This window comes from Mycobacterium helveticum, assembly GCF_007714205.1.
Lineage (GTDB): Bacteria > Actinomycetota > Actinomycetes > Mycobacteriales > Mycobacteriaceae > Mycobacterium > Mycobacterium helveticum.
In genome coordinates this window covers 1-26,994 of the sequence record NZ_VMQU01000051.1, presented here as the reverse complement: position 1 = coordinate 26,994, position 26,994 = coordinate 1, and the positions used below count along the sequence as shown (strand labels likewise).

At 69.4% G+C, this 26,994-nt stretch carries 5 protein-coding genes; 4 read left to right on the top strand and 1 reads right to left on the bottom strand.

Annotated features, from left to right (window positions below):
* The first annotated feature begins 302 nt into the window (after window positions 1-302).
* Complete coding sequence (locus FPZ47_RS13665) at window positions 303-11,294, top strand: type I polyketide synthase (protein WP_144949937.1); 10,992 nt, start codon at window positions 303-305, stop codon at window positions 11,292-11,294.
* A 185-nt stretch (window positions 11,295-11,479) separates the two neighbouring features.
* On the opposite strand, the gene FPZ47_RS13660 is transcribed toward FPZ47_RS13665, so the two are convergent.
* The gene (locus FPZ47_RS13660) at window positions 11,480-12,349 is read right to left on the bottom strand and encodes a class I SAM-dependent methyltransferase (protein ID WP_144949916.1); all 870 of its coding nucleotides are present in this window, start codon (window positions 12,347-12,349) and stop codon (window positions 11,480-11,482) included.
* Between the two features lie 868 nt (window positions 12,350-13,217).
* Between FPZ47_RS13660 and FPZ47_RS13655 the strand changes: the two genes are divergently transcribed.
* The 3 genes from FPZ47_RS13655 to FPZ47_RS13645 all read left to right on the top strand — a co-directional run.
* Complete coding sequence (locus FPZ47_RS13655) at window positions 13,218-13,472, top strand: MbtH family protein (protein ID WP_144949914.1); 255 nt, start codon at window positions 13,218-13,220, stop codon at window positions 13,470-13,472.
* A 66-nt stretch (window positions 13,473-13,538) separates the two neighbouring features.
* Entirely contained in the window at window positions 13,539-18,131 is a 4,593-nt protein-coding gene (locus FPZ47_RS30650; protein ID WP_144949912.1) for a non-ribosomal peptide synthetase, read from the top strand.
* A partial coding sequence (locus tag FPZ47_RS13645) for a non-ribosomal peptide synthetase (protein ID WP_145039458.1) occupies window positions 18,118-26,994 on the top strand: 8,877 nt, incomplete at its 3' end. The genes FPZ47_RS30650 and FPZ47_RS13645, both read left to right, overlap by 14 nt.

Genomic DNA, 26,994 nt, shown 5'->3' with positions numbered 1-26,994 from the left:
AGCAAGAGCCGGGAAGCGAAAACCCATCGCCGCAGGTCACGCCGCATTTACGAGCGCCCGTACCCCGCCCCGCGCACCAAATGCCGATTCGGGTGACACGCGTCTCAGCCACGAAGTAAGGTTTAGAACTTGTTACACCCATGTCGAGTAGATGGACTGGAGACCCGGTTGAGCATGTATCCGTTCGATGATCGCAGTGGCAGCTTTTTCGCCTCGGCCGACGGCGAGGAGCACCCCGAGACGACAGGCGATCGGAAATGACCGATCACCAGGACATGGCTCTGCCGACCAACGGCTCACCCATGCGGGCGCACGAACCACAGGCCGAGGCCCAGGGCTTTGCGATCATCGGCTACGCGGCGCGCTTCCCGGGTGCCGCGGACGTCGACGAATTCTGGGACGTGCTCCGGCAGGGGCGGGACGCGATTTCGGAGGTTCCCTCCGACCGCTGGGACGTCAACGAGTTCTACGACCCCGATCCCGACGCGCCCGGGAAGATCGTGACCCGCCGGGCGGGGTTCATCGATGACGTGACGGGTTTCGATGCACCGTTCTTCGGGCTGTCGAACCGGGAAACCATGTTGATCGACCCGCAGCATCGGCTGTTGCTGGAGACGGCGTGGCAGGCCGTCGAGCATTCGGGTACCGCACCCTCGTCCTTGGCGAACACGAAGACCGGCGTGTTCATGGGCCTGGGTACCCATGACTATCTGGGATTGATCTCCGAACAGCTCAGCTACGAGGAAATCGAGGCGTACGTCGCGATCGGGACGTCGGCCGCCGCGGGCGCGGGCCGGATCAGCTACGGGCTGGGGCTGCAGGGCCCGGCGGTCACCGTCGACACGGCGTGCAGCTCGTCGCTGGTGGCGATCCACCAGGCCTGCCAGGCGTTGCGCTACGGGGAATGTGACCTCGCGCTGGTCGGCGGCGCGAACGCGCTGCTCAGCGCCAAGACCGCGATGACCTTCTCCCACGCGCACATGCTCGCGCCCGACGGCAAGTGCAAGACCTTCGACGCGTCCGCCGACGGCTACGTCCGTGGCGAGGGCTGCGGCGTCATCGTCGTCAAACGGCTCGCGGACGCGATCCGCGACGGCGACCGGATCCGGGCGGTGATCCGCGGCAGCGCGATCAACCAGGACGGCGCGTCGGGTGGCCTGACGGTGCCCAACGGTGTCGCGCAGCAACGCGTGATTGCCGAGGCGCTGCAGAGCGCGGGAGTCGCCCCCGGCGACGTCGGATACCTGGAGGCGCACGGCACCGGGACCTCGCTGGGCGACCCCATCGAGATCCAGGCCGCCGGTGCGGCCTTCGGCAAGGGGCGCGAGGCCGACCGGCCGCTGCTGATCGGGTCGGTGAAGACCAACATCGGGCACCTGGAGGCGGCCGCGGGGATCGCGGGCGTCATCAAGGTCATCCTGGCGCTCGAGCACGAGGTGCTGCCCAAGCACCTGCACTTCCAGAAGCCGTCGCCGCACATCCCGTGGGACCGGCTTCCCGTGCGGGTCGTCGACGAGGCCACCCCCTGGGTGCGCGACGGACGGCCCCGCATCGCCGGCGTCAGCTCGTTCGGGTTCTCCGGCACCAACTCCCACGTCATCATCTCCGAAGCCCCCGCCGAGGCAGCCCAGGCGGCTGCGGCCCCGGCGCCGTCCGACGAGCGGCGCTTTTCCCTGTTGCCGCTCTCGGCGCGCAGCCCGGAAGCCCTCGTGCAGCTCGCGCAGGACTACCGCGGCTGGCTGGCCGACCACCCCGACGCCCCGTTGGCCGACATCTGCTTCACCGCCGGGGCGGGTCGCTCCCACTTCGAGCACCGCGCCGCCCTGCTGGTCAACTCGACCGAATCCGCGCGCGAGGCACTCGGTGCGCTGGCCGACGACCGCCCGGCGCCCGGTCTGGTGCGGGGGGACTGCGTCGACAGGCCGAAGACGGCGTGGTTGTTCACCGGTCAGGGCAGCCAGTACACCGGCATGGCCCGGGAGTTGTTCGAGACTGAGCCGGTGTTCGCCGAGACGATGACCCGCTGCGCGCAGGCGGTCGCCGATGTGCTCGAAAAGCCTTTGCTGGATGTCATTTTCGACCCGGAAAACGAAGACACCCTGCGGCTGACCACCTACGCCCAGCCCGCGTTGTTCGCGGTGGAGATGGGCCTGGCCCGGATCTGGCAGTCCTGGGGCTTTGAACCCGACGTGGTGCTGGGCCACAGCGTGGGCCAGTACTCGGCGGCCTGCGTCGCGGGCGTGTTCAGCGTCGAGGACGGGGCGCTGCTGATGGCCGAGCGCGGCCGGCTGTTCGGCAGCCTGCCCGCCGGCGGCCGGATGGTCGCGATCTTCGCCGCCCCCGAGCGCGTCGAGAGCCTCACCGACGAGTACCCGAGCCTGTCGGTCGCCGCCTACAACGGCGCCAACACCGTGCTGTCGGGACCCGCGGAGGACCTGGAGCGCGCGCTGGAGGGCCTGGAAGACGACGGTGTGCGCTGCGACTGGCTCGACACCAGCCACGCATTCCACTCGGCGCTGCTGGACCCGATCCTCGACGAGTTCGAGGCGTATGCGAACCGGTTCGAATACGGTTCGCCGCAACGGACTTTGGTGTGCAACCGCACCGGCGCGGCCCTGGGCCGGAGCGCGAAGCTGGACGGCGCCTACTGGCGGCGCCACGCCCGCCAGCCGGTCGAGTTCTCCAAGAGCGTGCGCACCCTGGCCGACCTGAGCTGCGCGGTGCTGCTCGAGATCGGCCCGCAACCGGTGCTCACCGCCTCGGCGCTGCGCGCCTGGCCCGACCCGGCCACCGCCCCGCGCGCGATCGCGTCGTTGCGGAAAAACACCGCCGACCACCGCCAGATCACCGAAGCCCTCGCCAACGCCTACGTCGCCGGCCACGTGCCCGACTTCGGCGCCCTGGCGCAGGGAGCGGTACGCAAGCTCGACCTGCCCACCTACCCGTTCCAGCACCGCCAGTACTGGTTCCGGGAGGAGCGGGCCCCGCACATCCAGCAGGCGCCCGACCAGGGCACGGTCATGCGCACCGACGCCGTCCGGCTGCTCGAGGACGGCCAGCTCGAAGAACTCGCCGCGCTGCTGGGCCGCACCAACGGCGACCAGCAGCAAACCGTCGCGGTGCTGAGAGAGCTTGCCGCGCAACACAACCAACAGCGCAGCACCCAGTCGATCGCCGACTCCCGCTACGAGATCCGCTGGGAGAAGGCCGCGGCCTCAGGCGCCAAAGCGGGCGAGGGCGCGGCCTGGCTGGTCATCAGCGACGACGCCGCGGCGGCCCAGCCGTTGCTCGACGCGCTGACCGCACGCGGGCACCGGGCCCGGGTCCTCGGGCTGCCGATGTCCGACGCGGACGAGCAACAGCTCGAAGCGACGCTGCGCACCGCGGCGGCAGACGACGCGGAGCTGCGCATCCTGCACGTCGCGGCCCTCGACTCGGACACCGCACCGTCGACGCAATCGCTGCTGCGCATGCAGCACCGCATCCTGGGCGGAACCCGGCGGCTCTTCCGCGCCGCGGCCGCCGCCGAACTGCGCGCACCCATCTGGCTGGTCACCCGCGGCGCGCAACGGGTCACCGACGCGGACACGGTGTCACCGGTGCAGTCCTGCCTGTGGGGCTTCGGTCGCGCCGCCGCCCTGGAATATCCGCGCCAGTGGGGCGGGCTGGCGGACCTGTCCGCCACCGGCACCGACCAGTGGTCACGGCTGGTCGACCAACTGGTGGCCGCCCCGGCCGGTGAGGACCAGTTCGCGTTGCGCGACCAGGCGGCCTACGTGCCCCGGCTGACCCGGCGCGCCGGGTTGCCGAACGCAACACCGCTGGCATTGCGTTCCGACGCGACGTATCTGGTGACCGGCGGGCTGGGCGCGATCGGCCTGGAGGTCGCCGGCTATCTGGCCGCGCACGGGGCCCGGCATCTGGTGCTGACCAGCCGGCGCGCCCCGGGCGAGGACGCGCAGCAGCGCATCGACGCCCTGCGCGAACAGCACGGCTGCGACGTCCGCGTCGTCGCCGCCGACGTTTCCAATCCGCACGATGTGGCCCGCCTGCTGACCACCGTGCAGGCCGAACTGCCGCCGCTGGCCGGTATCGTGCACGCCGCAGGGGAGATCGGTAACACCCCGCTGCAAACCCTGGACGACGCCGAAGTGGACCGCGTCTTCGCCGGAAAGGTCTGGGGCGCCTGGTATTTGGCCGAGACCACCGCCGACGTCAAGCTGGACTTCTTCCTGAGCACCTCCTCGATCTCCGGGGTGTGGGGCAGCTTCGGGCAGAGCGCCTACGGGGCGGCCAACGCCTTCCTCGACGGGCTGGCCTGGCGCCAGCGTGCGCAGGGCGTCCCGGGCATCAGCGTCAACTTCGGCCCATGGATGTCGGGGTCGGCCGGTATGGCCGACGCGGAATCCCGCGCGCACCTGGACAAACGGGGCGTCCGGACCTTGTCGCCCGCCGACGCGCTGGCGGGGATGGCCGACCTCATGGCAGCATCCGCGAACGGGGCCGTGCAAGGAGTCGTGGCCCGGATCGACTGGGCCAGCTTCCTGCCGCTCTACCAGATGGCGGGGAAGCGGGCCTTCCTGGCGCAGCTGGAACGCGAGGTGCCCCAGTCGGAGTCGGCGCCGGCATCGGCGTCGGGGGCGACGCAGCTGGTCGACCGGCTCGCCGCCGCCCCGGCGCAGCAGCGCAAGAAACTTGTCGTCGATTACCTGCGCGACGTCGTCGCGGAGGTGACGCGGATCGACGCGGCCGGGATCCGCGACGAGGCCGGGTTCTTCGACCTCGGCATGGATTCGCTGATGGCCGTCGAAATGCGGCGCCGGGTCGAGCGCGGCGTGGGCAAGGAGCTGCCGTCCACCCTGGCGATGGACTATCCGCGCCTGGTTGACGTGGCCGACTTCTTGCTCCGCGACGTCCTGGGCATCGGCAACGACAAGGCGGCCGCCAAAGCGGCCCGGCCGGCCGCGGTCGTCACGACGCACGCCGATGAGCCGGTCGCGATCGTCGCGGTGGCCTGCCGCTTCCCGGGCGCGCCGAATCCCGAAGCGTACTGGGAGGAGCTGGCCGGCGCCGTCGATGCGATCCGCGAGATCCCGGAAGACCGCTTCGACGTCGACGAGTACTACGACCCGGATCCCGAGGCGCCGGGCAAGATTTACACCCGCTACGGCGGATACCTCGACGGGGTCGACGGATTCGATCCGGAGTTCTTCGGCATTTCCCCGCGCGAGGCCGTGTGGATGGACCCGCAGCAGCGGTTGATGCTGGAAATCGTGTGGGAGGCCCTCGAAAGGGCCGGCTACGCACCGTCCGCACTGCGCGGCAGCAAGAGCGGCGTATTCGTGGGGGTGGCCGCCAACGAGTATTCGCAGCTGCTCAACGCCAACTCGGTCGAGACCATCGAAGCCCACTTCATCACCGGCAATGCGCTCAACGTCATCGCGGGCCGGGTTGCGTTCGCGCTCGGGCTGGAGGGGCCGGCGATGGCGGTGGACACCGCGTGCAGCGCGTCGCTGGTGGCCGTCCATCAGGCCTGCCAGGCGTTGCACTCCGGTGACTGCGACATGGCGCTGGCCGGCGGGGTGAACGTGTTGGTGAGCCCGGCGTCCATCGTCGCCACCTCACGCGCCCGAATGCTCGCCGCCGACGGCCGATGCAAGACCTTCGACGCCGCCGCGAACGGCTATGCGCGCAGCGAAGGCTGCGGGGTGCTGGTGCTCAAGAGGCTCAGCGATGCCGAGCGCGACGGCGATCGGATCTGCGCGGTCATCCGGGGTACCGCCGTCAACCAGGACGGCGCGTCCAGTGGTTTGACCGTCCCGAACGGGGGTGCACAGCAACGGCTTATCGCCACAACTCTGGCCCGTGCCGGTCTGGTCGGGGGAGAGGTCGACTATCTCGAGGCGCACGGGACGGGCACCTCGCTGGGCGACCCGATCGAGGTGCAGGCCGCCGCGGCCGTCTACGGTGTCGACCGTGACGCGGACCGGCCGCTGCTGATCGGATCGGTGAAGAGCAACATCGGCCACCTCGAGTCGGCGGCGGGGATCGCCGGCCTGATCAAGGTCGTGCTGTCGTTGGAGCACGAAATGCTGCCGCAGAACCTGCATTTCGAGACGCCGTCGCCGAACATCCCGTGGGACTCGCTCCCCGTGCGGGTCGTCGACAAGGCGATGCCGTGGCACGCCGACGGCCGGCCGCGTCGCGCCGGGGTGAGTTCCTTCGGGTTCTCCGGCACCAACGCCCACGTGCTGATCGAGGAGGCGCCACCGAAGTCGGTGGCTACCGGAGAATCGTCGGCGGGCGACGCCGCGCCGGCACCGGAGTCGGCCACCGTTCGCGAACCGGTCGGCGTCCTGCCGCTGTCGGCGCGCTCACCGCAGGCATTGGCGGCGTTGGCGCAGCGCTACGCGGGCTGGCTGGACGCGCACCCGGACGTCGACATCACCGACGTGTGTTCCACCGCCGGGGTGGGGCGTTCGCATTTCGAACACCGGGCCGCGCTGGTCGTCGACTCGGTTGAGGGCGCTCGCGAGCTGCTGGCCGGATTGGCCGAGAACCGGCTGGGTCCGGGCGCGGTGCGTGGCGAGTGCGGTGACCCGCCGAAGACGGCGTGGTTGTTCACCGGGCAGGGCAGCCAATACCCGGGGATGGCGCGCGAGTTGTTCGACACCGAGCCGGTGTTCGCCGAGACGGTGCAGCGCTGCGCCGACGCGGTCGACCACATGCTGCCGCGCCCGTTGCTGGAGGTCATATTCGACGTCGACAACGGAGAAACGCTGCGGCACACCTCTTTTGCGCAGCCGGCGCTGTTCGCCGTCGAGATGGGCCTGGCCCGGCTGTGGCAGTCGTGGGGCATCGAGCCCGACGTGGTGCTGGGCCACAGCGTGGGCCAGTACGCGGCGGCATGTGTGGCCGGGGTGTTCAGCCTGGAGGACGGGGCACGGCTGATGGCCGAGCGCGGCCGGCTGTTCGGGAACCTGCCCGAGGGCGGCCGGATGGTCGCGGTGTTCGCCGACGCGCAGCAGGTGGAGCGTGTCGCCGACGAATTCCCGCATCTTTCCGTCGCGGCCTACAACGGCCCCAACACGGTGCTGTCGGGTCCGGCCGCCGATCTGGAACAGGCCGTCGCCAAGTTCGACGGTGACGGGATCCGCTGCACCTGGCTGGACACCAGCCACGCCTTCCACTCCGAGTTGCTGGAGCCGGCGCTCGACGAATTCGAGTCCTACGCAGGCAAGTTCGAATTCGCCGTTCCGACCCTGCCCCTGGTGTGCAACCGCACCGGCGCGGTGCTCACCGCGGAAACCCCGCTCGACGCGAAGTATTGGCGGCGGCATTCCCGCCAGCCGGTGCAGTTCGCCGAAAGCGTGAAAACCGTGGCCGCGCTGGGCTGCTCGGTGCTGATGGAGGTCGGCCCGCAACCGGTGCTGACCGGTGCCGCCGTGCAGGTCTGGCCGGAATCCTCGGCCACCCCGCGTACTGTCGTTTCCCTGCGCAAGGGCACCGACGACCGGCGCCAGATCGCCGAAGCGCTGGCCGCGGCCTACGTGGCCGGGCATCGGCCCGTGTTCGCCGCGTTGTATCACCGGCCACACCGCAGAGTCGAACTGCCCACCTACCCGTTCCAGCGGCGTCGCTTCTGGCCGAAGAATGCCGACATCCGCGGCGTCGACGGCTACGGCGCTGCCGGATCCGGAATCTTGGGCAGCGTCAAGGATCTCGCCTCCGGTGACATGGTTTACACCAGCCGGTGGTCCACCAAGACGCAGCCGTGGCTGGCCCATCACGTCATCTACGGCACCGTGGTCGTGCCCGGAGCGACGTACGCCGCGATGGCCCTGGCCGCCGTCGGGGCGCCGGCGCAGGTGCGCGAGGTCTTCTTCTACGAACCGATCATCCTGGGCGACAAGAGTTCCCGGGAGGTGCAGCTGACCGTGCATCCGGTCGAAGACGGCGGCTGGACCTTCCAGGTGCACAGCCGCCCGTACGGTGATCGGGAAGCCGACTGGTCGTTGAACGCCGACGGCCGGATCGCCGGCAGCATCGACGACGAGCCGGCGACCGAGCCGGGGGAGTCCATCGACGCCGCGTGCGAGCGGTTGAGCCGCATGCGTCCGCAGCAGCTGTTCGACACCTTCGCCGACCTGGAGCTGCAGTGGGGTCCCACCTGGTCCACGTCGCTGAAATCGCTGTGGTCCGGCGACGGTGAGGCGGTCGGCGATATCGCCATCGGCGACGAGCTGGCCGAACAGCTCGGCAGCGAGCCGGTCCATCCGGTGCTGCTGGATCTGTGCACCGGAGTCGCCTTCCCAGCCTTCCCGGCGGCCCTCGCCGGGGACGAGGACGGACTGCCCGATCTGTTCCTGCCGCTGCGGTATGGGCGGGTAGAGCTGCGGGAGAAGTTGCCGCGACGGTTCTATTGCCGCGCGCGCTGGCAGAGCGGCGGTTCCGACAGCGAAACACAGGTCTTTGACCTCGATTTCGTGGACCGCGACGGCCGGGAGCTGGGCAGCATCCGCGAGTTCGCGGTGAAACGCGCGCCCCGGGAGGCGTTGCTGCGCGGGCTCGGCGGCGACGCCACCCGCAACCTGTACACCCTGGGCTGGGAGGAAGTGCCGGCCCCGGAACCGGGCGCCGCGAAGGGCGACGGGACCTGGCTGATCGCCGGATTCGACGAGTTGGCGGCCGACGTGCCGGGTGCGGTCGCGTTGGACCGTGGTTCGGATGCGGACTTCTGGCAGCAGCAGCTCGCACAGGCGGAGGGGCGCGGTGCCCCGGTCTCCGGAATCGTCTGGCGTAGCGCCAACCGACCCGGCGCCGAAGAATCGAGCGCTGAATTCGCCGCGCGGGTGGAAACCGAGATCGACCAGTTGCTCGCCGTCGTGCAGACGCTGCTGGCGCAGCAGGACCTCAAACTCACCGGGGGCCTGTGGATCGTCACCGAACGGGCCGTGGCGACCGAATCCGGCGAGCCGGTCGATCCGGCGCAGTCGGCGCTGTGGGGCCTGGGACGCACCATCATCACCGAGCAGCCGAGCCTGCGTTGCCGGCTGGTCGACTCCGATGGATCCGGCGATACCGTGCACTCGCTGACCGGCCTGCTCGGCGCCCCCGTCGAGGAACCGGAACTTGCTCTGCGACAAGGAAAGTATTTGGTGCCGCGGCTGCTGCCATGGGCGCGCAGCGGGCATCTCGCCGTACCGCGGGCCGCCGACTACTTCCTGGCGCCGACCGAACGCGGCGCGATCGACAACCTTCGTCTGAACGAGACGGTCGTGGCCCCGCCGGAGGCGGGCCAGGTGCAGATCCGGGTCGAGGCCGCGGGCCTCAACTTCCGGGATGTGCTCAACGTGCTCGGCCTGTACCCGGGCGACCCGGGGCAGATCGGCGGCGGTGACCTCGCCGGCGTCGTCACGGAGTTGGGTGCCGGTGTCACCGGGTTCGAGGTCGGTCAGCGCGTCTTCGGCTTCATGCCGGGGTCGTTCGCCACCCGGGTCAACGTGCCGGCCCAGTTCCTGTCGCCGGTGCCCAACGGGATCAGCGCCGTCGGCGCCGCGACCATCCCGGCCGGGGCGCTGACGACACGGCTCGCGTTCGACTGGGCGGAGGTCGGCCCCGGTGACCGGGTGCTCATCCACGCCGCCAGCGGCGGCGTCGGTCTGGCCGCCATCCAGATCGCGCAGCAGCGCGGGGCGACCGTGTTCGCCACCGCCAGCACCTACAAACGCGCCAAGCTGCGGGAAATGGGAGTGGAATACATCTACGACTCGCGCAGTACGGATTTCGCCGATCAGATCTTGGCGGATACCGGCGGCGCGGGTGTTGATGTGGTGCTCAACAGCCTCACCAACGAGGGGTTCATCGCCGCGACCGTGCGGGCCACCGCGCAGGGGGGCCGTTTCGCCGAGATCGCGAAGCGGGACATCTGGACTCGTGAGCAGATGGCGGCCGCGCGTCCCGACATCTCCTACGAGATCATCGCGCTGGACGCGTGCATCGAGCAAGAACCCGAGCGGGTGGGCAGGTTGCTGGACGAGGTGGCCGACACTATGGCCAACGGCACACTGGCGCCGATCGCGGTCGAGGTCTACCCGGTGACGGAGGCCAAGACGGCGTTCCGCCGCATGCAGCAGGCGCGACACATCGGCAAGATCGTGCTGCAGATGCCGAAACCGCTGCAGCCGCGCCCCGATCGGACCTACCTGATCACCGGCGGCCTCGGCGCGCTCGGCCTCTTCACGGCGGCCCACCTGGCGCAACTCGGCGCCGGTGACATCGTGTTGACCAGTCGGCGCGCACCCGATGCGGACGCCCAAAAAGCGATCGACGACATCATGGAGCGCCACCGGTGCCGCATCCACACCGTCGCGGCCGACGTCGGCGACGAGGCGCAGGTCGCAGCGTTGCTCAAGCGGATCCGGGAGGAGTTGCCGCCGCTCGCGGGCGTGGCGCACCTGGCCGGTGTGCTCGACGACGCGCTGCTGACCCAGCAGAACCTGGAACATTTCCGGACGACGCTGGCACCCAAGGCTTTCGGGGCCCGCTACCTGGACCGGCTGACGAAGGACGACGATCTGGACTTCTTCATCCTGTATTCCTCGGCCGCCAGCGTGCTCGGTTCGCCCGGCCAGGCCAACTACGCCGCGGGCAATGCGCTGCTCGACGGGCTCGCTGCGGACCGCAGGGCGCACGGCCTGCCCGCGACCGGCATCAACTGGGGTCCCTGGGCGAAGGGCGGCATGGCCACATCGCACGCGGCGCGCGTGAATCTCAGCGCGCAGGGCCTGATTCCGCTGGAACCCGCGGCCGCCCTGCACGCGCTCGCCGAGGTGGTCGCCAACGGAACCGTGCAGGCAACCGTCATCAAAGCCAACTGGCAGCGCGCCGCGAAGGGGCTGGGCGCCTCCCGCCCGACCCTGCTCGCGCACGTGCTGCCCAGCGCTGCCACCGCAACACGCGGCGACAGCGAGTTGCTCCGGCAGTTGCATGAGGTACCCGAGGCGGAGCGCGGCAGTTTCCTCACCGACTACCTGCGGCGCGAAGTGCAGAACTTCCTGCGGCTCGCGCAACCGCCGGCCGCGACCAGCCGGTTCCTGGAACTGGGCACGGACTCACTGATGGCGGTCGAGTTCAGCAACCGGTTGCTTCCCCAGTTCGGCGGCGCGTTCACGATCAGCGCCACCGCGGTCTTCGACTACCCGACGATCGGGGCGCTCGCCGAATACCTGGCCGGTCAGGTGCCGGAGTCGGACGAGGTGCAGACCTTCGGTGCGTCCGAGCCCGCGCAGTGATCGACGGCAACGGGTAGGCAGCGGCGTGCGCGCACGGCGCTGCGCGGATCTCGAGTTGCGATATCACCAGTGCTATGGCAACTCGAGATCACCTGATGGTGGCCGGAGCTGCAGGACCTCGGGAGTGGCAGTCCCGCCGGTAGGCCAACGACCGGCTGAAGGCTGCAGCGCGACAAGGCACGGGCCTATGTCGCCTCGGCGCGCAGTTGAGATCTCAATATCCGGTACTCCAACAAGCCGGCCCGCATCTGCTCGTAGATCGCGGATCCGGGTAGCGCCAGGAAGTTGGCCACGCGAGCATTTCCGTCGCCGTAAACCTGCTCGTAGTTATTACTGGCTTGATCCCGCGAGGCCAATACGTTGGCAGTGATGTCGCGGTCGTCGTCGGTGACAAAGCCCAGCGCCTTCAAACGCGTCCTCACATAGTCCCAGTCCTCGGGACTCAAGAAGTCCGTGTGCAAGAACCACGCACCGGGCCGACAAATCCGGCGAACTTCTTTCAGGAATTTCGGCAGATTGCCATACGAATGCGACGACTCGATGTTGATGACCGCATCGCAGAATGCATCGTCCAGGGGAATGTTTAATGCATCGCCGACCTTGAAGTCGAGCGAAGGCTTGACGTGCGTTTTGCTGCAGAAAGCGATCGCTTCCGCGGACATGTCGATGCCGATGACTTGGGCGTCGAACTTCTCCGCGACGAGTGCGGAGTTGCCGCCGCGCCCACATCCTATTTCGACGACCGTGCTCCCATTGAGGTCGTGCGATCCGACGACCTCGAACACCAATCGGACCGAGTTCACGTTGAAGGTACCTGCGCGGATGGGGAACGCGGATTCGTTGTGGGAATCTATCGGCAGGTAGCCATAATTCAGGAAGAAAGACGAGTCAGCCACTCCGATGTCCTCCAGGCGGCGGCTGAGTTTGTCGTAAAAGCTGCGCCAGCCAACGGCAGTCGTGGACAGCAGGTCATCGGCGAGGTGCGCCGACATTGCGACCGGCGGTGCACCATCCTTCGAGTCGGGGTTCGCCGAAGCTTCGCTGTGGTCGTCCATTTATGTCGCCTCAATCAAATCTGCCGCGCCCCCTGAGGGCTGACGTGGTGCCTCTTTTACGGATATTTTGCAAGCCTCCGATTTCTTACGCGCCGCAACGTTCGTGCCCGAAGAAACCCTTCGAGGAGTCGGGGAAACTCTGTCCGCGCCGCCTCGCCGAATTGTGCCGTCCCTACAGTAGCCGCGAAGTTTGCAATCGCAAAGAACGCTGTTTCGCCGTCTGCTTGCCGTCTGCCGAAGCCGTGACACCACGACGCGCACGGCACCGCGACCACGGCCGTCGGGGCCCTCCGGTGCCCCTCAGGGCACTTGCCGCCGCGGCGCGAAGGTGCTGCCCCGTACGGGCGGCCTCGACGCCGCAACGGCCGAGCAGTCGAGTGCCCGCGAGTCTTCCGTCGTCGGCGCCGACGCCCGCGGCGGGTTCTGGGCAACTGTCGCCAAGCGACCCGACCGAAGGGGGGCGGTCCCAGGTTGCGCCGGCCGATCGGTGGGGCCAGCGAACGGTACGGTGATCCGCGGCCGGAACCACGAAGCGATTCGAAACTATCGGCATCCGATTGTCCCGCCGAATGATTGAAGACCCGCGGCGATCGAAGGCGCCTCCGCATCGTCGCTGAGACAGCCCAGCCGGCAACTTTTTTCGCGAACCCGGTCATTCGCTGCATGCGTCGCGTGAAGTCGGGCGGTGAACCGAACGCCGCGAATTTCACCGTTGCGGAGTATGCCGGGGCCGGTAGTACTATCGGGCAGGTTTCAGCTGGGGGTCCGTAGATGGAATTTCCCCCAAGACCGAGACAACCTCCGTCGGCCTCCAGTATGGTTTAGAACTTGTTATACCTATGTCCAGTAGACGGGTCCGGGAGACGCGGTGAGCATCAATCCGTTCGACGACGAAGATGGCAGGTTTTTCGTCTTGGTCAACGACGAGCAGCAGCACAGCCTGTGGCCGGCTTTCGCCGACGTTCCAGCCGGCTGGCGGGTGGTGTACGGCGAAGCGGATCGCGCGGCGTGTCTGGACTACGTCGAACAGAACTGGACCGACATCAGGCCGAAGAGTCTGCGCGAGCGGTTGGCCGCGGGACAGGGACTCGCGGGACAGGGACTCGCGGGACAGGGGCATTGACGGTTAGCCGCAAGACACGGTCCATGACGGTTGGCCGCGGCACAGGGGCGTTGATAGGTAGACCGCATGAAAACTGACGATCGGGCGCTGCCGCTGACGCGGGGCCAGCTGGACATTTGGCTTGCGCAGGAGACGGGTCACTCCGGCACGGAGTGGCAGCTGGGCGTACTTGTGCGATTCGACGGCACGGTGGAGCCCGACCTGCTCCGGCGCGCGATCAGTCATGCGATGGGGGAGGCCGAACCGGCCAGGGCCGCCCTCTTCGAGGCCGATGGCCAGGTTTTTCAGCGGGCGATCGATTACCCGGACATCGAATTGGACTTCCATGACCTGAGCGACTCGCGCCATCCGGTGCAGGAGGCCCGTGCGCTGGCATTGTCGATCCAACAGACACCCATGCCGTCGGACGGCCCGCTGTTCAAATTCGCCCTATTTCAGACCTGGGTGGACGAATTCTACTTGTTCGGTTGCTTCCACCACATCATCATCGACGGAACCGGAATCACGCTTCTCGCCAACCGAATTGCAACGGTATACGCGGCAATGGTTTCCGGCACACCCATTCCCCCGGTCTTTTTCGGCTCCCTGGAAGATCTGGTTCGGTGCGAATCGGAATACGAAGCGTCCACCGATTACCGGGAAGACCACGCCTATTGGGCCGGGAACCTTCCGTCGGACAGCGGGCCGCATGATCGGTTACCCCAAGCCGGGGGCAAGGGCGAGCCGAGTGCGCCCTCTGCGCCGGTTCGATTGGACCCCGTCGTCCTCCGGCGCGTTCAGGAGTTGTCCGACGCGTGGAAGGTGCCCCAGTCGTCGGTCATCACCGCGGCATGTGCACTCCTGGTGCGTGGGTGGGGCGCCCGCGGCTCGGAGGTGGTGCTCGACTTCCCGGTCAGCAGGCGAGTGCGTCCGGAGTCCAAGATGCTGCCCGGGATGCTTTCCGGGGTGGTGCCGCTGGTGCTGAGCGTTTCGCCGGAAACCACGGTCGCCGACTTTTGTCAGCACGTCGATACGCAAATACGGGAAGCACTGCAGCATCAGCGGTTCCCGGTGCATGCCCTGGAACGCAAAACCGACCCGAGCGGCGCGGGCCAGCCGGCCGATCGGGTGAGCGTCAACTTCATGCCGTCCAAGATGACCATGGACTTCGCCGGTGTGGCGGCGTCGGCGTCCTTCACCAACCCCGTTCAGGTGGGCAGCTTTGGATTGATCTTCTCCGGCGCCGGTGATCAGATGTTTCTCAGCACGGCGGCCTCGGGCGGGGCATTGTCGAAGTTCGACGTCCCGGAATTGGCGAGACGGCTGCAGCGGGTGTTCACCGCGATGACGGCGGACCCGGGCCGGCGGCTCTCAGCGATGGATCTGCTCGATGCCGGTGACCTTGCCGGGCTGGACGGGTGGGGTAACCGGGCGGTGTTGACCCGGCCGGCAGCGAAGTCGGGGTCGATTCCGGAGTTGTTCGCTGCGCAGGTGGCCCGCGCCGCGGAGGCGACGGCGATCACGTGCGGGGCGTCGTCGTGGACCTACCGCGAGGTCGAGGACGCCGCCAGCCGGTTGGCGCACCGGTTGGCCGGCCGGGGGGTGGGCCCGGGTCAGCGGGTGGCGCTGTTGTTGCCGCGTTCGGCCGAGGCGATCGTCGCGATTTTGGCGGTGCTCAAAACCGGGGCGGCGTACGTGCCGATCGACCCCGCGGTGCCGGCGGCCCGGATCGGGTTCGTGCTCGACGACGCCGCGCCGATCGCGGCGATCACGCACACCGGGTTGACCGATCGGCTGGACGGGCGCGATCTGCTGGTCGTCAACGTCGACGATCTCGACGACCCCGCCGACCTCCCCGTCGATGGCCGATCCGGCGCCGCGCTGCCGGACCCGGACCCCGACCACATCGCCTACCTCATCTACACGTCGGGGACCACCGGCGTCCCCAAGGGGGTGGCCATCACCCACCGCAACGTGATCGGGCTGCTGGACTCCCTGAACGTCGAGTTGTCGCCGGGACAGGTGTGGTCGCAGTGGCATTCGCTGGCCTTCGACGTCTCGGTCTGCGAGATCTGGGGCGCGCTGCTGGCCGGGGGGCGCCTCGTGGTGGTGCCCGAGTCGGTGGCGCGTTCGCCGGAAGACTTCCATGCGCTGCTGGTCGCCGAAGAGGTCGGCGTCCTGAGCCAGACCCCGTCGGCGTTCTATGCGCTGCAGACCGCGGACTCGCTGGCACCCGAGCTCGGGCGTCAGCTCAAGCTCGAGGCCGTGGTGTTCGCCGGGGAGGCGCTCGAACCCCAGCGTCTTGCGCCGTGGCTGGACAACCACCCGGGTTTACCGCGCCTGCTCAACCTGTACGGCACCACCGAGACGACGGTGCACGCCTCGTTCCGGGAGATCTCCGCGGCCGATGTCGACAGCACCGCCAGCCCCATCGGGGTGCCGCTGGCGCACCTCGCCTTCTTCGTGCTCGACGGGTGGTTGCAGGCGGTGCCGGCGGGGGTCGTGGGGGAGTTGTATGTGGCCGGCTCGAGCGTCGGGTCCGGGTATTGGCAGCGCCCGGGGTTGTCGGCGACGCGGTTCGTGGCATGCCCGTTCGGGGAGCCCGGGGCGCGCATGTACCGCACCGGCGACCTGGCCTGGTGGGGCGCCGACGGCCAGCTGCGGTACGTGGGGCGCGCCGACGAGCAGGTCAAGATCCGCGGATACCGCATCGAACTCGGTGAGGTCCAGGTGGCGTTGTCCGCACTGGACGGCGTGCAGCAGGCGGTGGCCATCGTCCGCGAGGACCGCCCGGGCGACAAGCGCCTGGTGGGTTATGTCACCGGGACCGCGGACCCGGCCGAGATTCCGGCCGCGCTGGCCGAGCGGCTGCCGTCGTACATGGTGCCGGCGGCGGTGGTCGTCATCGATGCGCTGCCGCTGACGGTCAACGGGAAACTCGACAGGCGGGCCCTGCCGGCGCCGGAGTATCAGGACGTCGACCACTACCGCGCCCCAACCGACGCGGTGGAGGAGATCCTGGCCGACATCTACGCCCAGGTGCTGGGGCTGGAGCGGGTCGGGGTCGACGAGTCGTTCTTCGAGCTGGGCGGGGACAGCATCCTGTCGATGCAGGTGGTGGCCCGGGCTCGGGCCGCCGGCCTGGTGTGCCGGCCGCGCGATGTCTTCGTCGAGCAGACCGTGGCCCGGCTGGCCCGGGTGGCCGGGGTCACCGACGACGATGCCGATGCGTTCGACGAGGGTGTCGGGCCGGTGGTGGCCACCCCGATCATGTGCTGGCTGCACGGCGTGGAAAGCGCCGGGGCCCCGGTCGATCAGTTCAACCAGACGGTGCTGGTGCAGGCCCCCGTGGGGGTGGCCGAGGCCGATGTGGTGGCGGTGTTGCAGGCCGTGCTGGATCGGCACCCCATGCTGCGGCTACGGGTCGATGATGACGGCGCGGGAGGCTGGTCGTTGACGGTGCCCGAGGTGGGTTCGGTGGATGCCCGCGGGTGCCTGCGCGCCGTGCAGGTGTTGTCGGACGAGGCGGTGATCGAGGCGCGGTCGCGGTTGAACCTGGCGGCCGGGGTGATGCTGAGCGCGCTGTGGGTGGTCCCCACCGGTCAGTTGGTCATGATCGCTCATCATCTGGCCGTCGACGGGATGTCGTGGCGGATCCTGGTGGAGGACCTCAACCTCGCCTGGGCCCAGCTTCGCGGTGGGCAGCCGGTGGTGTTGCCGCCGGCGAGGACGTCGTTTGCGCGGTGGGCGTCGTTTTTGGCGGAGCATGCGTACCGCCCGGACGTGGTGGAGCAGGCGCAACTGTGGCAGCGGGTCGCGGCGATTCCCGGGGCGCTGCCCGCGGTGCGCCCCGCGGTGGACACCTTTGCCGCCGCGGGAAGCTTGTCGGTGGAGCTGGATGCCGAGACGACACGGCTGCTGCTCGGTGAGGTACCGGCGGCATTCCACGCCGGGATACACGAGATCCTGGTGATCGCCTTCGCCTTGGCGCTGGCGGAGTTTTTGGGTACCGGCGGGGCACCGATCGGTATTGATGTGGAGGGTCACGGGCGCCAGGAGGAGTTGGCCGCCCCGAACGAACACGTCGACCTGTCGCGCACGGTGGGGTGGTTCACCACCAAATACCCGGTGGGCCTCAACGTGGGGGGGCTGGACTGGGCGCAGGTCACCGCGGGCGGGGCGGCGCTGGGGGAAGCGATCAAGGATGCCAAGGAGCAGCTGCGGAGCCTGCCGGACGGAGCGACCTACGGTCTGTTGCGCTATCTGAACACCGATGTCGATTTGGGCGGGTCTGATCCGCCGATCGGGTTCAACTATCTGGGGCGCGTCGGCGCGGCGGAGGTCGAACACTCCGGTGATGTGTGGGAGATCTGCCAGGACGGCTGGTCGGTCACCGGCGTTGCCGCGGCCATCCCCATGCCGCTGATGCACACCGTGGAGCTCAACGCCGGCACCATCGACACCGACACCGGACCGCGGCTGCGCGGCGGTTGGACATGGGCGCCCTCGGTTCTTGATCACGCGCAGGTCAGCCGGTTGAGCCGGTTGTGGTTTGACGCTCTGGGCGGCATCTGCGCCCATGTGCAAGGCGGCGGGGGCGGGTTGACGCCCTCCGATATCGCCGTGGGACTGAGCCAGCAGCAAATCGACGAGCTTCAGCGGCAATATGCGGATAGCTGACGTCCTGCCGTTGACCCCCCTGCAGCAGGGGCTGCTGTTTCACGCCAGCACCGCGCAGGGTGACGACGACGTGTATGCGGTGCAACTCGGCATCACGTTGAGCGGGCGGCTCGATCAGCACCGCCTGCGCGATGCGGTGCAGAAGGTGGTCACCCGGCATCCGAACCTGGCCGCGCGCTTTGCGGACAAGTTTGACGTGCCGATGCAGATCATCCCGGCTGATCCCGTGGTGCCCTGGCGTTATGTCGACCTCAGCGGCGCTGACCGGGACCGCTCGGATATTTCGGCTATTGATGCGCAGATCCGGCAGCTGTGTGCCGAGGAACGCGCGGCGGTCTGCGACGTCGCCCACCAGGCGGCCTTCCGGGCGGTTCTGATCCGCACCGCGGAAAGTCAACACCGGCTTGTGCTGACCAATCACCACATCGTGCTGGATGGCTGGTCGCTGCCGATTCTGCTGGGGGAGATATTCGCCAGCTATGACGGCCGATGGTTGCCCGCGGCGGTCCCGTATCGCAGGTTCGTTGCCTGGCTGGCCGGTCGTGACCTTGACGCGGCCCGTGTGGCGTGGGGCGAGGTACTGTCCGGGTTTGCCACCCCGACGTTGGTGGGTCCGCCGGGCCGGCCGGGGCTCGGGCGACGAGGTGTCGCATCGTTCCGGGTGCCCGAGCAGACCACCCGGGCCCTCAACGAGTTGGCGCGCTCGAGCCACGCCACCGTCAGCACCGTGCTGCAGGCTGCCTTCGCGCAGCTGCTGATGTGGCTGACCGGTCAGCGTGATGTCGCGTTCGGCACGACGGTCTCGGGCAGGCCCGCCGACGTGGCCGGCGCGGACTCGATGGTGGGCCTGTTCATCAACACGGTGCCGGTGCGGGCGAACATCACGGCGGCAACCACCACCTCCGCAGACCTGATCGGCCAGCTGCACAACGCCCACAACCACACCCTTGACCACCAGCATCTGGCGCTCAGCGAGATTCACCGCGTCGCCGGCCAGGACCAGCTCTTCGACACCTTTTTCGTGTACGAGAACTACCCGCTCGACACCGCCGCGATGTCGGGCAAAGACGGGTTGGCCATCACCGATTTCACCCACCGCGAATACAACCACTACCCGCTTGCGATCCAAGCCATGCCGGGCAGCGAATTGAGTCTTCGCGTCGAATTCGACACCGACGTGTTCGACGAGGGCGACATCGAAACCCTCGTTGCGCGGTTCGAGCGGGTGTTGGTGGCGATGACCGCTGATCCGGGGCGGCGGTTGTCGTCGATGGACGTGCTCGACGAGGCCGAGCATGCCCGGTTGGACGGGTGGGGTAATCGGGCGGCGTTGAGCCGGCCGACGACGACCGTGTCGATTCCGGCGGTGTTTGCAGCGCAGGCGGCGCGCACACCCGATGCGGTGGCGGTGACCTGCGACGGCGGGTCCATGACATACCGGGGCCTGGATGAGGCGGCGAACCGGTGGGCGCACCTGCTGGCTGCGCGGGGTGTGGGCCCGGGGCAGCGGGTGGCGTTGCTGTTGCCGCGTTCGGTCGAGGCGATCGTGGCGATCATGGGGGTGCTGAAAACGGGGGCGGCCTATGTGCCGATCGACCCGTCGGTGCCGGAGGCGCGGATGGGGTTCGTGCTCGGTGATGCCGCGCCGGTCGCCGCGATCACCACGGGCGAGTTGCGTCCGCGGTTGGACGGGCGCGGACTGTGGGTCATCGACGTCCGGGATGCTGGGGACCCCGACGTCGACAGCCGGCCCAGCGCCGCATTGCCCGCGCCGGCCCCGGACGACATCGCTTACCTGATTTACACCTCGGGTACCACCGGCACCCCGAAGGGGGTGGCCATACCGCATCGCAACGTGACCCGGTTGCTGGAGACCCTGGACGACGATCTGGGCTTGGCGGGGCAGGTGTGGTCGCAGTGCCACTCCATGGCGTTCGACTTCTCGGTGTGGGAGATCTTCGGCGCGCTGCTCTACGGCGGGCGGGTGGTCGTGGTGCCCGACGCGGTGGTGCGCTCGCCGGAAGACCTGCACGCCCTGCTGGTCGCGGAGCGGGTCAGCATGTTGAGTCAGACCCCGTCGGCGTTTTATGCGCTGCAGGCCGCCGATGCCGCACGACCCGAACAGGGTCGGCAGTTGACGCTTCAGGCTGTGGTGTTCGGCGGCGAGGCGCTGGAGCCCCAGCGTCTTTCGCCGTGGCTGGACAGCCATCCGGGCGGGCCGCGGCTGATCAACATGTATGGGATCACCGAGACGACGGTGCACGCCTCGTTCCGGGAGATCCTGGCCGCCGACGTGGACAGCACGGTGAGCCCGATCGGGGTGCCGCTGGCCCATCTCGGCTTCTTCGTGCTCGACGGGTGGTTGCGGCCGGTGCCGGCGGGGGTCGTCGGGGAGTTGTATGTGGCCGGCGCGGGAGTGGCCGCCGGGTACGTGGGCCGTGCCGGCCTGACGGCGACGCGGTTTGTCGCGTGTCCGTTCGGTGGGCCGGGTGCCCCGGGACAACGGATGTACCGCACCGGGGACCTGGTCTGGTGGGGCGCCGACGGGCAGCTGCGGTATGTGGGGCGCGCCGACGAGCAGGTCAAGATCCGCGGGTACCGCATCGAATTGGGTGAGGTGCAGGCGGCGTTGGCCGCGCTGGACGGGGTCGGCCAGGCGGCGGTGATCGTGCGCGAGGACCACCCCGCCGCCTTGCGCCTGGTGGGGTACGTCACCGGCACCGCGGACCCGGCCCGGCTGCGCGCCACCCTGGCCGAGCGGCTGCCCGCCTACATGGTGCCCGCGGTGGTGGTCATCGAGGCGCTGCCGTTGACGGTCAACGGCAAACTCGACAAACGCGCCCTGCCCGCACCCGAATACCAGGACGGCGATCACTACCGGGCGCCGTCCAATGCCGTCGAGGAGATCCTGGCCGGCATCTACGCCCAGGTGCTCGGTGTCGAGCCGCCCCGGCTGGTCGGGGTGGACGACTCGTTCTTCGACCTCGGCGGGGATTCGCTGTCGGCGATGCGCCTGATCGCCGCGGTCAACACCGCGTTGGACGCCGGCCTGTCGGTGGGCACGTTGTTCGAGGCTCCCACGGTCGCCCAGTTGGCGCCCCGCATTGGCGGGGGCGGGGGCCGGCCGGCGCCGCTGACGGCGGTCGAGCGGCCCGCGGTGGTGCCGTTGTCGTTCGCCCAGAGCCGGTTGTGGTTCATCGACCAGTTCCAGGGCCCCTCACCGATCTACAACATGGCGGTGGCGCTGCGGCTGAACGGGCGCCTGGACGCCGATGCGCTGGGCGCGGCGCTGGCCGACGTGGTGGCCCGCCAGGAGACCCTGCGCACGCTGTTCGCTGCACACGAGGGGGTACCGCGGCAGCTGGTGGTGCCCGCCGAGCGGGCCGACTTCGGCTGGGCCGTCGTGGACGCCACCGGCTGGCCGGAGAGTCAACTGGGTGAGGCCATCGACACCGTGGTGAGTCACCCGTTCGACCTGGCGACCGAGATCCCGATGCGGGCAAGGCTCTTCCGCGTCGCCGACGACGAGCATGTGCTGGTTTCCGTGGTGCACCACATCGCCGCCGACGGGTCGTCGATCACCCCGCTGGTGAACGACCTCGGGGTGGCCTACGCCAGCCGCTCCGCGGGGCAGGCCCCCGGCTGGGAGCCGCTGGCCGCCCAGTACGTCGACTACACGCTGTGGCAGCGGGCGCAGCTGGGAGATCTCGGCGATGCGGACAGCCGCATCGCCGCGCAGCTGGCCTACTGGGAGCAGGCCCTGGCCGGCATGCCCGAGCACCTGCAGCTGCCCACCGACCGGCCCTACCCGCCGGTCGCCGACTACCGCGGCGCCAGCGTATTGGTCGACTGGCCGGCCGAGCTGCAACAGCAGGTCGCCCGGGTGGCCCGCGAGCACAAGGCGACCACCTTCATGGTGTTGCAGGCCGCGTTGGCGGTGCTGCTGTCGAAGATCAGCGCCAGCAGCGAGGTGGCGGTCGGGTTCCCGATCGCCGGGCGCGGCGATCCCGCGCTCGACGAGTTGGTGGGCTTTTTCGTCAACACCCTGGTGTTGCGGGTCGACCTGGCCGGCGACCCCAGCGTCGCCGACCTGCTGGGCCAAGTGCGAGGACGCAGCCTGGCCGCCTACGAGCACCAGGACGTGCCCTTCGAGGTGCTGGTGGACCGCCTCAACCCGACCCGGAGCCTGACCCATCACCCGCTGGTGCAGGTGATGTTGGGCTGGCAGAACTGGCAGGGCGGCGGGTCCGGTGATGCGGCCGTCGGGATGGCGCTGGGCGACGTGCAGGTCACGCCGCTGCCGTTGGACACCCGCACCGCCCGCATGGACCTGTCGTTCTCCCTGGCCGAACGCTGGAGCGAGGCCGGTGAGCCCGCCGGCATCTGGGGTGGGGTCGAGTTCCGCACCGACGTGTTCGACGCGGCCAGCATCGAAAAGCTGCTCGAGCGCTTCCGGCGGGTGCTGGTGGCCATGACCACCGACCCGCGGCGACGGGTGTCGTCGATCGATGTGCTCGACGAGGCCGAGCGCGCCCGGCTCGACGAGGTGGGCAACCGCGCGCTGCTGACCCGGCCGGCGCCGGTCGCGGCGTCGGTACCGGCGTTGTTCGCAGCGCAGGTGGCCCGCGCCCCGCACGCCGTGGCGGTCACCTCTCCCGACGGGTCCCTGACCTACCGGGAACTCGACGAGGCCTCGAACCGGCTGGCGCACTTGCTGATTGGGTACGATGTCGGACCGGGCGCGCGGGTGGCGCTGCTGTTGGAGCGCTCGGCCCGGGCCGTCGTGGCCATGCTGGCCGTGCTGAAAACCGGGGCGGCCTACCTGGCGATCGACCCGGCGCTGCCCGACGCGCGGATCGCGTTCCTGATCGCCGATGCCGCCCCGACGGCCGCTGTCACCTCCACCGGTCTGGCCGATCGGCTGGACGGGTGCGACCTGACGGTCATCGACGTCGAGGATCCGTCCGTCGAGCGCCACCCCAGCACAGCGCTGCCGGCACCGGCCCCCGACGACCTCGCCTACCTCATCTACACCTCGGGCACCACCGGCACTCCCAAGGGCGTGGCCATCGCCCACCACAACCTGGCCCACCTGGCGGAGTCGACCCCCACTCACCTGCCCGCCTCGCAGGTGTGGACGCAGTGCCACTCGTATGCCTTCGACTTCTCGGTGTGGGAGATCTGGGCCGCGCTGCTGGGCGGCGGGCGGCTGGTGGTGGTGCCCGATTGCGTCGTCGGCTCACCGGACGACTTCCACGCCCTGCTGGTGCGCGAACAGGTCAATGTGCTCACCCAAACCCCGTCGGCGGTGACCGCGCTCAACCCGGACGGGCTGGAGTCGGTGGCGTTGCTGCTCGGCGGCGAGGCCTGCTCGGCCGAGGTGGTGGATCGGTGGGCGCCCGGGCGGGTGGTGATCAACGCCTACGGGCCCACCGAGGCCACGGTGTACGCGTCGATGAGCGCGCCTTTAAAAAAGGAGGAGCAAACAGAGGAGCAGGCGGACTCCGTCGAGGCGGGCGCGGCGCCGATCGGCTCGCCGGTGCCGACCGCGGCGCTGTTCGTCCTCGACGAGTCGTTGCGGCCGGTGCCGGCGGGTGTGGTCGGCGAGCTGTACGTGGCCGGCCGCGGCGTGGGCGTCGGCTACCTCGGCCGGGCCGGTTTGACCGCATCGCGCTTCGTGGCCTCGCCCTTCGGCGCGCCCGGGACGCGCATGTACCGCACCGGGGACCTGGTGCGGTGGCGCCCCGACGCCCAGCTGCAGTATCTCGGACGCGCCGACGAGCAGGTCAAGATCCGCGGGTATCGCATCGAGCCCGGGGAGGTCCAGGCCGTACTGGCGGCGCTGGACGGGGTCGGCCGGGCGGCGGTGATCGCCCGCGAGGATCGCCCCGGCGACAAGCGCCTGGTGGGGTACGTCACCGGCACCGCGGACCCGGCCCGGCTGCGCGCCACCCTGGCCGAGCGGCTACCTCCCTACATGGTTCCGGCCGCCATCGTGGCGTTGGACGCACTGCCGTTGACGGTCGGCGGCAAGCTCGACAGACGGGCGCTGCCGGCACCGGACTACCAGGACAGCGGTGCATACCGCGCCCCGGCCACCCTCACCGAGGAGATCCTGGCCGGCATCTACGCCCAGGTGCTCGGTGTCGAGCCGCCCCGGCTGGTCGGCGTGGACGACTCGTTCTTCGACCTCGGCGGGGATTCGCTGTCGGCGATGCGCCTGATCGCCGCGGTCAACACCGCCCTGGACGCCGGCCTGTCGGTGCGTGCCGTGTTCGAGGCGCCCACGGTCGCCCAGTTGGCGCCCCGCATCGACGGGGGCGGGGGCCGGCCGGCGCCGCTGGCGGCGGTCGAGCGGCCCGCGGTGGTGCCGTTGTCGTTCGCCCAGAACCGGTTGTGGTTCATCGACCAGTTCCAGGGGCCCTCACCGATCTACAACCTGCCGGTGGCGTTGCGGCTGCGCGGCTGCCTGGACGCCGATGCGCTGGGCGCGGCGCTGGCCGACGTGGTGGCCCGCCAGGAAAGCCTGCGCACGATGTTCCCGGCGATCGAGGGGATACCGCGGCAGCTGGTGGTGCCCGCCGAGCGGGCCGACTTCGGCTGGGCCGTCGTGGACGCCACCGGATGGTCGGAGAGTCAACTGGGTGAGGCCATCGACACCGTGGTGAGCTACCCGTTCGACCTGGCGACCGAGATCCCGATGCGGGCAAGGCTCTTCCGCGTCGCCGACGACGACTACGTGTACGTGTCCGTGGTGCACCACATCGCCGCCGACGGGTGGTCGATCACGCCGCTGGTGAACGACCTCGGGGTGGCCTACGTCAGCCGGTGCGCGGGGCAGGCGCCCGACTGGGCCGATTTGACGGTGCAGTACGTCGACTACACGCTGTGGCAGCGCGCGCAACTGGGCGATCTCGGCGATGACGACAGCCGCATCGCCGCGCAGCTGGCCTACTGGGAGGACGCCCTGGCCGGCATGCCCGAGCACCTGCAGCTGCCCACCGATCGCCCCTACCCGCCGGTCGCCGACTACCGCGGCGCCACCCTGGCGGTGGAATGGTCGGCCGAGCTGCAGCAGCGGGTCGCCCGGGTGGCCCGCGAGCACAACGCGACCAGCTTCATGGTGTTGCAGGCCGCCCTGGCGGCACTGCTGTCGGGGCTGGGCGCCAGCACCGAGGTGGCGGTGGGATTCCCGATCGCCGGGCGGGGCGACGCCGCGCTGGACGAGCTGGTGGGCTTTTTCGTCAACACCCTGGTGCTGCGGGTCGACCTGGCCGGTGATCCCAGCGTCGCGGAATTGCTGGCCCAGGTGCGCCGGCGCAGCCTGGCCGCCTACGAGCACCAGGACGTGCCCTTCGAGGTGCTGGTGGAGCGGCTCAAGCCGACCCGGAGCCTGACCCATCACCCGCTGGTGCAGGTGATGCTGGCCTGGCAGAACTTCGCGTGGCAGGACACCGACGCCGCCGGGTTGGCCCTGGGCGACCTGCAGGTCACGCCGCTGCCCGTGGACACCCACACTGCCCGCATGGACCTGACGTTCAACCTGGCCGACCGCTGGAGCGAGGCCGGTGAGCCCGCCGGGATCGGCGGGCTGGTGGAATTCCGCACCGACGTGTTCGACGCGGCGACCATCCATAGCCTGGTCGCGCGGTTCGAGCGGGTGTTGATGGCGATGACGGCGGACCCGGGGCGGCGGTTGTCGTCGGTGGACGTGCTGAACGAGGACGAGCACGCCCGGCTGGACGAGTGGGGAAACCGGGCGGTGCTGACCCGGCCGGTGACGACGGGGTCGATTCCGGCGGTGTTCGCCGCGCAGGCGGCGCGCACACCGGACGCGGTGGCGGTCACCTTCGAGGGCCACTCGATGACCTATCGCGAGCTGGACGAGGCGGCGAATCGGTTGGCGCAGCTGCTGGCCGGTCAGGGTGTGGAGCCCGGGCAGCGGGTGGCGTTGCTGTTGCCGCGTTCGGCGCAGGCGATCGTGGCGATGCTTGCGGTGGTGAAGACCGGGGCCGCCTATGTGCCGGTCGACCCGTCGGTGCCGACGGCCCGGATGGAGTTCGTCCTCGGTGATGCCGCCCCGGTCGCCGCGATCACCACCACCGCGCTGGTGGATCGGCTCGGCGGACGTGACTTGCTGGTGATCGATGTCGACGATCTGCATGACCGCGCCGTCGACAGCCGGCCCGGGGGCCGGCTGCAGGGTGCCGCCCCGCCCGGGCCGGCGCCCGACGACATCGCCTACCTCATCTACACCTCCGGCACCACCGGCCGGCCCAAGGGGGTGGCGATCCCGCACCGCAACGTGACCCAGTTGCTGAGGACCCTGGACGACGACCTCGGGTTGGCGGGCCGGGTGTGGTCGCAGTGCCATTCGTTGGCGTTCGACTTCTCGGTGTGGGAAATCTGGGGCGCGCTGCTCTATGGCGGCCGGGTGGTCGTGGTGCCGGATGCGGTGGTGCGCTCACCGGACGACCTGCATGCCCTACTGGTCGCCGAACGGGTCGCTATGTTGAGCCAGACCCCGTCGGCGTTCTATGCGTTGCAGACCGCCGATGCGGCGCAACCCGATTCGGGAGATCGGCTGTCCCTGCAGGCTGTGGTGTTCGGCGGTGAAGCCCTTGAGCCCCAGCGCCTTTCGGCATGGCTGCACAAGCATCCGGAATCACCGCGGCTGATCAACATGTATGGGATCACCGAGACGACGGTGCATGCCTCGTTCCGGGAGATCCTGGCCTCCGACACAGACAGCGCCGCCAGCCCCATCGGCGTGTCGCTGGCTCATCTGGGCTTTTTTGTGCTCGATGTGCATTTGCGGCAGGTGCCGGTCGGTGTGGTGGGGGAGTTGTATGTGGCCGGGGCG